The organism is Geodermatophilus sp. SYSU D00525, assembly GCF_054050475.1.
This window is the reverse complement of the sequence record NZ_JBJGZK010000041.1, coordinates 22,921-30,364: the sequence shown is the minus strand read 5'-3', so window position 1 is coordinate 30,364 and position 7,444 is coordinate 22,921. Positions and strand designations below refer to the sequence as shown.

The 7,444-nt window shown below is 74.4% G+C and carries 9 protein-coding genes and 1 tRNA gene; 5 read left to right on the top strand and 5 right to left on the bottom strand.

Annotation, left to right across the window (positions count from 1 at the left end; translation table 11 throughout):
* Window positions 1–64: 64 nt before the first annotated feature.
* The gene (locus ACI796_RS22270; RefSeq protein WP_456943395.1) at window positions 65–691 is read right to left on the bottom strand and encodes an antibiotic biosynthesis monooxygenase; all 627 of its coding nucleotides are present in this window, start codon (window positions 689–691) and stop codon (window positions 65–67) included.
* A 142-nt stretch (window positions 692–833) separates the two neighbouring features.
* Window positions 834–1,400, bottom strand: coding sequence for a hemerythrin domain-containing protein (locus ACI796_RS22265; protein ID WP_456943394.1), 567 nt, complete (start codon window positions 1,398–1,400; stop codon window positions 834–836).
* A 126-nt stretch (window positions 1,401–1,526) separates the two neighbouring features.
* Here ACI796_RS22265 and ACI796_RS22260 point away from each other — a divergent pair.
* From ACI796_RS22260 to ACI796_RS22245, 4 genes are all read left to right on the top strand, one after another.
* A tRNA-Met gene (locus tag ACI796_RS22260) sits at window positions 1,527–1,603 on the top strand.
* 109 nt (window positions 1,604–1,712) lie between these two features.
* Window positions 1,713–1,991: a GNAT family N-acetyltransferase gene (locus ACI796_RS22255; protein WP_456943393.1), complete on the top strand. Its 279-nt coding sequence runs from the start codon at window positions 1,713–1,715 to the stop codon at window positions 1,989–1,991.
* A gap of 103 nt (window positions 1,992–2,094) precedes the next feature.
* Window positions 2,095–3,474 (top strand): cytochrome P450, encoded by a 1,380-nt coding sequence (locus ACI796_RS22250; RefSeq protein ID WP_456943392.1) that lies wholly within the window; start codon window positions 2,095–2,097, stop codon window positions 3,472–3,474.
* Complete coding sequence (locus ACI796_RS22245) at window positions 3,474–3,659, top strand: ferredoxin (protein WP_456943391.1); 186 nt, start codon at window positions 3,474–3,476, stop codon at window positions 3,657–3,659. The genes ACI796_RS22250 and ACI796_RS22245 overlap by 1 nt, the downstream gene beginning before the upstream one ends.
* Window positions 3,660–3,665: 6 nt before the next feature.
* Here ACI796_RS22245 and ACI796_RS22240 read toward each other — a convergent pair whose 3' ends face one another.
* Window positions 3,666–3,935, bottom strand: a complete 270-nt coding sequence (locus ACI796_RS22240) for a helix-turn-helix domain-containing protein (RefSeq protein ID WP_456943390.1) — start codon at window positions 3,933–3,935, stop codon at window positions 3,666–3,668.
* A 65-nt stretch (window positions 3,936–4,000) separates the two neighbouring features.
* On the opposite strand from ACI796_RS22240, the gene map reads away from it, so the two are divergent.
* Window positions 4,001–4,771: a type I methionyl aminopeptidase gene (gene map, locus ACI796_RS22235; RefSeq protein WP_456943389.1), complete on the top strand. Its 771-nt coding sequence runs from the start codon at window positions 4,001–4,003 to the stop codon at window positions 4,769–4,771.
* Window positions 4,772–4,865: 94 nt separating this feature from the next.
* On the opposite strand, the gene ACI796_RS22230 is transcribed toward map, so the two are convergent.
* On the bottom strand, window positions 4,866–6,014 hold the full coding sequence (locus ACI796_RS22230; protein ID WP_456943388.1) for a cystathionine gamma-synthase: 1,149 nt from the start codon (window positions 6,012–6,014) through the stop codon (window positions 4,866–4,868).
* Window positions 6,011–7,393, bottom strand: coding sequence for a cystathionine beta-synthase (locus tag ACI796_RS22225; protein ID WP_456943387.1), 1,383 nt, complete (start codon window positions 7,391–7,393; stop codon window positions 6,011–6,013). The genes ACI796_RS22230 and ACI796_RS22225 overlap by 4 nt, the downstream gene beginning before the upstream one ends.
* Window positions 7,394–7,444 lie beyond the last annotated feature (51 nt).

The following is a 7,444-nucleotide window of genomic DNA, read 5'->3' as shown; positions in this document are numbered from 1 at the left end:
GCACCGGCCCCCACCGCTCCAGCGGTGGGGGCCGGTGCCGTTCCTGCCTCGGGGGTGCCCGGGGTCAGACGGTCTCGGGCACCCGGAGATGGGCGACCACGAGGTCCATCTCGGCGACGTCGAGGACGTCGATGCCCATGGTGTCTACGGCGCCCTCGCGGATCCTGCGGGCCTGGTCCCGGGTCCCCTCGAGGTGCGCGCGGTCCTCGAACACGACCGTGCCGACGGCGCGGCCGCTGCCCCGGTCGAGGAGCAGGCTGACGCTGCAGAAGCCGGGCAGCTCCTGGATCCGCGGCATCAGGGTGGTGCGGTACATCTCCAGGACCTGGTCGACCCTGGCCGGGTCGCCGCGGGTCCAGGTGATCCGTGCGCAGGCGCCGTCCCCGGCGGTGTGCTCGCGGTGCAGGGCGGCGATCTCCCACTCCTGCACCTCGAGGTCCTCACCCGTCCCGAAGCGCTCCATCAGGTGCCGGCGCATGGGGTGGACGCGCTCGGCGCTGGCCCGCATCGAGTCCTGGTCCTGCCAGGCCGACGTCGCGATGCACCGGCCGGACTCCCGGTCGCACATCATCGACAGGCCGACGCAGCCGTCCATGTCCTGCAGGGCCGGCCAGACCTCGTCGCGTACGTACGCGATGGCGTCGTCGAGCGAGCCGGGGTTGGCGCGGATGGTGGTGGATCGGGCGTACATGCCGCCCCCCTCTCGGACCGGCGGCGGTGCCCCTGCGGCATCGCCGCGCGGTCGAGCGTCCTCCCGCGCCCGACGCCGGACAAGGTCCCCGGCGCCGCACCAGGGCCCCGGCCCTCCGGCCGGAGGACCGGGGCCAGGTGCCTCAGGTGTTGTCCGACCGGCCGGTCAGCGCGTCGCGGAGCCGGTCCACCATCCCGACGCCCGGTCCCACCGTCTTGTGGAACAGCGCGCTGTGCGGTGCCGACGGGTGCGGACGGGTGGGCGCGGCCTTCTTCGCCGCCTCCACCTTCCGGCCCATCTCCACGAGCTGGTCCGGGCTCAGCCGGGCGCGCAGCTGGGGGAACTGCTCGGTCTCCTCGTCGGTGACGTGGTGGCGCAGCAGCTGCTCGAGGCGGCCGAGGGTCTCCACGAACCGGGGGTCGGCGGAGTCGACGTCCTCGAGCTCCTTCATCACCTCCACCAGCTGCTGGTGCTCCTGGATGTCGTCCTGCACCGCGGCCTCGCCGTCGGGCAGGTGCTCGCGCATGGCCGGGTAGACGAACATCTCCTCGGCGACCGAGTGCCGCATCAGCTCGGCGATGACGGTGTCGGCCATGTCGCGCCGCTCGGCGGGATCGGCGGTGGGGATGCGGCCGACGAGGTCGAGGACCTCGTGGTGGTCGGTGGTCAGGATCTCGACGACGTCCTGGTTGCTCGTGCTCGCTGTCATCGGGCTGCCTCCGGGCCGGAGCGCTGCCGGGCGGCTGCTCACCCGGCACCTGCGGTCCTACCCGGGTGGCGCTGCCCACACCCCCGGCAGCGGCGTCGAGGAGGCGTGTACAGTGGGTGCTACCGACGCGGGGTGGAGCAGCTCGGTAGCTCGCTGGGCTCATAACCCAGAGGTCGCAGGTTCGAATCCTGTCCCCGCTACCACGGCACGAGGGCCCCGGAGCAGACGCTCCGGGGCCCTCGTCGCGTCCCGGCCCGGGCGGCGGGAACAGGGCGGACGCCGGCCCGGTTGCGGAACGGCATGGAGCCGACCGTGCAGGACGCCCCTGAGTCCGAGCGTTACGAGATCCGCGACGGCGACCGCCTGCTGGGGCTGGCCGCCTACTCCCGCCGGGGTGCGCAGGTGGTCTTCACCCACACCGAGATCGACCCCGACGCCGAGGGGTCCGGGCTGGGCGGGAAGCTCGTCCGGGCGGCCCTGGACGACGTCCGGTCGCGCGGGGAGACGGTGGTGCCGCGTTGCTCGTTCGTCCGCGGCTGGATCGAGCGCCACCCCGAGTACGGCGACCTGGTCGACCGCGGCGACGCCTGACCCGCGAGCGGCCGGGCGGCCGCGGACGCGGGTGTGTTGCCCCTCACACGCCGTCCTCTCTAGGTTGACGGTCACTGCTGACCGTTCGACGAGGAGGTCGTCCGTGAGCGTCGAGGCCCCGATCCCGCAGACCGAAGCCGGTACCGGGGTCGCCGGCCCCGCCGACGTCGACCCGGCCGGCATCGACCTGTCCGACATCGACCCGGCTGACATCGACCTGGCTGACATCGACCTGGCCGACGTCGACCTGTCCGACCGGGACTGGTGGACCCGCCCGCCGGCCGAGCGGCACGCGGCCCTGGACCGGCTGCGCCGGGAGCGGCCCTTCGCGTTCTTCGCCGAGCCCGACCTCCCCGGCATCCCGGCCGGCCCCGGCTACCACGCCGTCACCCGCTACGCCGACCTCGAGGCGATCAGCTCGCAGCCGGCGGTGTTCTGCTCGGGCCAGGGCGCGGTGTCGATGCAGGACGTCCCGGCCGACCTGCACGAGTTCTACGGCTCGCTGATCAGCATGGACGACCCGCGGCACGCCAAGATCCGCCGGATCGTCTCGAAGACGTTCACCCCGCGGATGCTCGAGCGGACCCTGGACTCGGTGCGCGCGGTCGTCGACGACGTCCTGGCGCGCGCCCGGGCGACGGCCGCGGCCAACGGCGGCGTCATCGACGTCGTCGCCGACATCGCCGCCCCCGTCCCGCTGCGGGTCATCTGCGACATGATGGGCGTCCCCGAGGCCGACCGGCCGGCCGTGCTGGCCAACTCGAACGTCATCCTGTCCGGCGGCGACCCGGAGCTCATCGAGAACGACGACCCGCTGACCGCCTTCCTCACCGCGGGCATGGAGATGGCCGCGCTCATGGAGCGGCTGGCCGCCGAGCGGGTCGCCGAGCCCCGCGACGACCTCACCACCGCGCTGGTCACCACCGAGGTCGACGGCGAGCGGCTGTCCCACCAGGAGATCGCCTCGTTCTTCATCCTGCTGCTGGTGGCCGGCAACGAGACCACCCGCAACGCCATCTCCCAGGGCCTGCTGGCGCTGTCGGAGTGGCCGGAGGAGCGGGCGCGGTGGGCCGCCGACCCGTCGCTGGACCGCACCGCCGTCGAGGAGGTGGTGCGCTGGGTCAGCCCGGTCACCTGGATGCGCCGCACCGCCACGCAGGACGGCGAGGTCGGCGGTCACCGCTTCACCGCCGGGGAGAAGTTCCTGCTGTTCTACGCGGCGGCCAACCGCGATCCCGAGGTCTTCACCGACCCGCAGCGGTTCGACGTCGGCCGCGACCCCAACCCGCACGTCGGGTTCGGCTCGAAGGGGCCGCACTTCTGCCTCGGCGCGCACCTGGCCCGCCGCGAGCTGCAGGTGACCTTCCGGGCCGTCTTCGACCAGCTGCCCGACCTCGAGGTGACCGGCCCGCCCGACCGGCTCGCGTCCTCGTTCGTCAACGGCCTCAAGCGGCTGCCGGCCCGGCTGGGCGGGACCCGCTGATGCGGGTCACCGCCGACCGCGAGCTGTGCGTGGGGTCGGGGCAGTGCGAGCTGCTCGCCCCGGACGCCTTCGAGGTCGACGACGACGGCGCGGTGCGGGTGCTGCAGGAGACGCCGGACGACGGGGACGCCGCGCGGGACGCCGTGCAGCAGTGCCCGACCGGGGCCCTGTCGCTGGCCGACTGAGCGCCCTCAGGCGGACAGGACGGCGCCGGTCGCCGGGGCGGCGAGGTCGGCGGCCAGGCGGTCGAGCGGGACGTCGAGCGCGCGGGCCAGCGCGGCGACGGTGAAGAACGCCGGGGTGGGCACCCGCCCGGACTCGATCTTCCGCAGCGCCTCGAGGCTCACCCCGGACGCGGCGGAGACCTCGGCGGGGGAGCGGTCGCCGCGCGCGGCCCGCAGCAGGGCGCCCAGCCGGCGGCCGCGCTCGCGCTCCTCGGGACTCAACGGCGGTCGCACCATGGCGTGATAGTAATACCGGGATATGAATCCCGGTACTGCCGGGACACCGATCCCGGGAGGACGAGATGATCGAGCTGCGCACGCCGGGCGAGCTGGAGGCCATGCGGGCCGCCGGGGCGGTGGTGGCCGACGTGCTGGCCGCCGTCCGCGCCGCGGCCGCCCCCGGCGTCCGGCTGACCCAGCTGGACCAGGTGGCCCGCGACGTCCTCGCCGACGCCGGCGCCACCTCGCCGTTCCTCGGCTACGCCCCGCACGCGACCACGCCGCCGTTCCCCGGGGTGGTCTGCCTGTCGGTCAACGACGTCGCGCTGCACGGCATCCCGACGACCCGGGAGCTGGAGGACGGCGACCTGCTCAGCGTCGACGCCGGCGCCACCCTGGACGGCTGGGTCGGCGACTCGGCCACCACCTTCCCGGTCGGGACCGCGCGCCCTGAGGACCTCGCGCTGGTGGCCACCGCCGAGCGGGCGCTGGCGGCCGGGATCGCGGCCGCGGTGGTCGGCAACCGGGTGGGCGACGTCTCGGCGGCGATCGGGGCGGTGGGCCGGGCCGGCGGCTGCGGCATCAACACCGACCAGGGCGGGCACGGTGTCGGCCGCACCATGCACGAGGCGCCGCACGTGCCCAACGAGGGCCGCGCCGGCCGCGGCGTGCCGCTGCGCGCCGGGCTGGTGATCGCGATCGAGCCGTGGTTCCTCGCCGGCGGCAGCGACGACTACCGGGTGGACGCCGACGGCTGGACGCTGCGCAGCGCCGACGGCAGCCGGGCCGCGCACGTGGAGCACACGGTCGCGGTCACCGAGGACGGCCCGAAGATCCTGACTCTTCCGCGTTGACCGGCCCTGTCCAGAGGCTCGCCCCGAGCTTGCGAGGGGTGAGGAGGACGGGGTCCTTCTGCTCACCGCTCCGCGCTGATCGCCGGGCCGGCGCTCACCCCAGCGCCTGCTCCAGGTCGGCGAGCAGGTCGTCGACGTCCTCGATGCCCACCGACAGGCGCACCAGGTCGCCCGGCACCTCCAGCGGGGAGCCCGCGGCGCTGGCGTGCGTCATCCGGTGCGGGTGCTCGATCAGCGACTCGACCCCGCCGAGGGACTCGGCCAGCGTGAACAGCCGCGCCCGCTCGCACACCCGCAGCGCCGCCTCCTCGCCGCCGGCGAGCCGGAACGACAGCATCCCGCCGGCGCCGGACATCTGCTTGACCGCGATGTCGTGGCCGGGGTGGTCGGGCAGGCCGGGGTAGAGCACGCGGGACACCGCCGGGTGCTCCGACAGGTACCCGGCGATCCGGGCGGCGTTGGCCTGGTGCCGCTCCATCCGCACGCCGAGGGTCTTGATCCCGCGCAGCACCAGCCAGTCCGACAGCGGGCCGGACACCCCGCCCATCGCGTTCTGGTGGTAGGCGAGCTGCTCGGCGAGGTCGGCGTCGCGGACGACGAGCGCCCCGCCGACGACGTCGGAGTGCCCGCCGAGGTACTTCGTCGTGGAGTGCACGACGACGTCGGCGCCCAGGGTCAGCGGCCGCTGCAGGTAGGGGCTGGCGAAGGTGTTGTCGACGACGAGCAGCGCGCCGGCCCCGTGCGCGACCTCCGCGGTGAGCGCGATGTCGGCGACGTTGAGCAGGGGGTTGGTCGGCGTCTCGCACCAGATGACGCGGGTGGCGCCGGGCCGGATGGCGGCGCGCAGCGCGTCGGGGTCGTTGAGGTCGACGGGGGTGTGCTCGACGCCCCAGCGCGAGACCACCTTCGAGATGAGCCGGAACGTGCCGCCGTAGGCGTCGCCGCCGAGGACCACGTGGCTGCCGGGCTCGCACACGGTGCGCAGCAGGGTGTCCTCGGCGGCCAGGCCGGAGGCGAACGCCAGGCCCGCGGTCCCCTCCTCGAGGGAGGCCAGCAGCTGCTGCAGGGCGTCGCGGGTCGGGTTGGCGCTGCGGGCGTACTCGTAGCCGTTGCGCAGCCCGCCGACGCCGTCCTGCTTGAAGGTGGTGGCCAGGTGCAGCGGGACGACGACGGCGCCGGTGGCCGGGTCGGGGTCCTGCCCGGCGTGGATCGCGCGGGTGTCGAAGCCGGGGAACCCGGTCACCGGGTCACCCCCGCCAGGTGGCCGAGCACGTCCTGCCGGGTGACCACGCCCGCGGGCTTGCCGTCGACGTGCACCACCAGCGCGTCGGCCTCGCCGAACTCGGCCACCGCGGCGCTGACCGGCTCGCCGGAGCCGATGATCGGCAGCGGCGCGGACATGTGCCGCTCCACCCGGTCCGACAGCGAGGCGCGGCCGGCGAACAGCGCGTCGAGCAGCACCTTCTCGTCCACCGAGCCGACGACCTCGCCGGCGGTCACCGGCGGCTCCGCCCGCACGACCGGCATCTGGCTGACGCCGTACTCGCGCAGGATGTCGATGGCGTCGCGCACCGTCTCGTTGGGGTGGGTGTGCACCAGCACCGGCGTCGCGCCGTCCTTGGCGGCGAGCAGCTCGCCCACCGTCTCGCCGGTGGCGACGTCGAGGAAGCCGTAGTCGGCCATCCACCGGTCGTTGAAGATCTTGTTCAGGTAGCCGCGGCCGCCGTCGGGCAGGAGCACCACCACGACGTCGTCGGGGCCGAGGTCCGCCGCCGCGCGCAGCGCGCCGGCGACGGCCATCCCGCAGGAACCGCCGACCAGCAGCCCCTCCTCGCGGGCCAGCCGCCGGGTCATCCGGAAGGAGTCGGCGTCGGAGACCGGGACGATCCGGTCGGCGATCGAGCGGTCGTAGGCGTCGGGCCAGAAGTCCTCGCCGACGCCCTCGACCAGGTAGGGGCGGCCGGTGCCGCCGGAGTACACCGACCCCTCGGGGTCGACGCCGACCACCTGCACCCGGCCGTCGCCGACCTCCTTGAGGTAGCGGCCGATGCCGCTGATCGTGCCGCCGGTGCCGACCCCGGTGACGAAGCAGGTGACCTTCCCCTCGGTCTGCTCCCAGATCTCCGGGCCGGTCGTCTCGTAGTGCGACCGCGGGTTGGCCGGGTTGGCGTACTGGTCGGGCTTCCAGCCGCCGGGGGTCTCGCGGGCCAGCCGGTCGGAGACGGAGTAGTACGACCGCGGGTCGGACGGGTCGACGGCGGTGGGGCAGACGACGACCTCGGCGCCGTAGGCCCGCAGCACGTTGATCTTGTCCTGGCTGACCTTGTCCGGGCACACGAAGATGCAGTCGTAGCCGCGCTGCTGGGCGACCAGTGCCAGGCCGATGCCGGTGTTGCCGCTGGTCGGCTCGACGATCGTCCCGCCCGGCTTCAGCTCCCCGCTGGCCTCGGCGGCGTCGACCATGCGCACGGCGATCCGGTCCTTCACCGACCCGCCGGGGTTGAGGTACTCGACCTTGGCCAGCACCAGCGGCGCGTCCGGGCCGAGGTCGGCGGTGACCCTCGACAGCCGGACCAGCGGGGTGCCGCCGATCAGGTCGACGACGGACTCGGCGTACTGCACGCGGACCTCCTCGCCGGGCGCCCCGGGACGGGCACCGTCTGCCGCCCATCC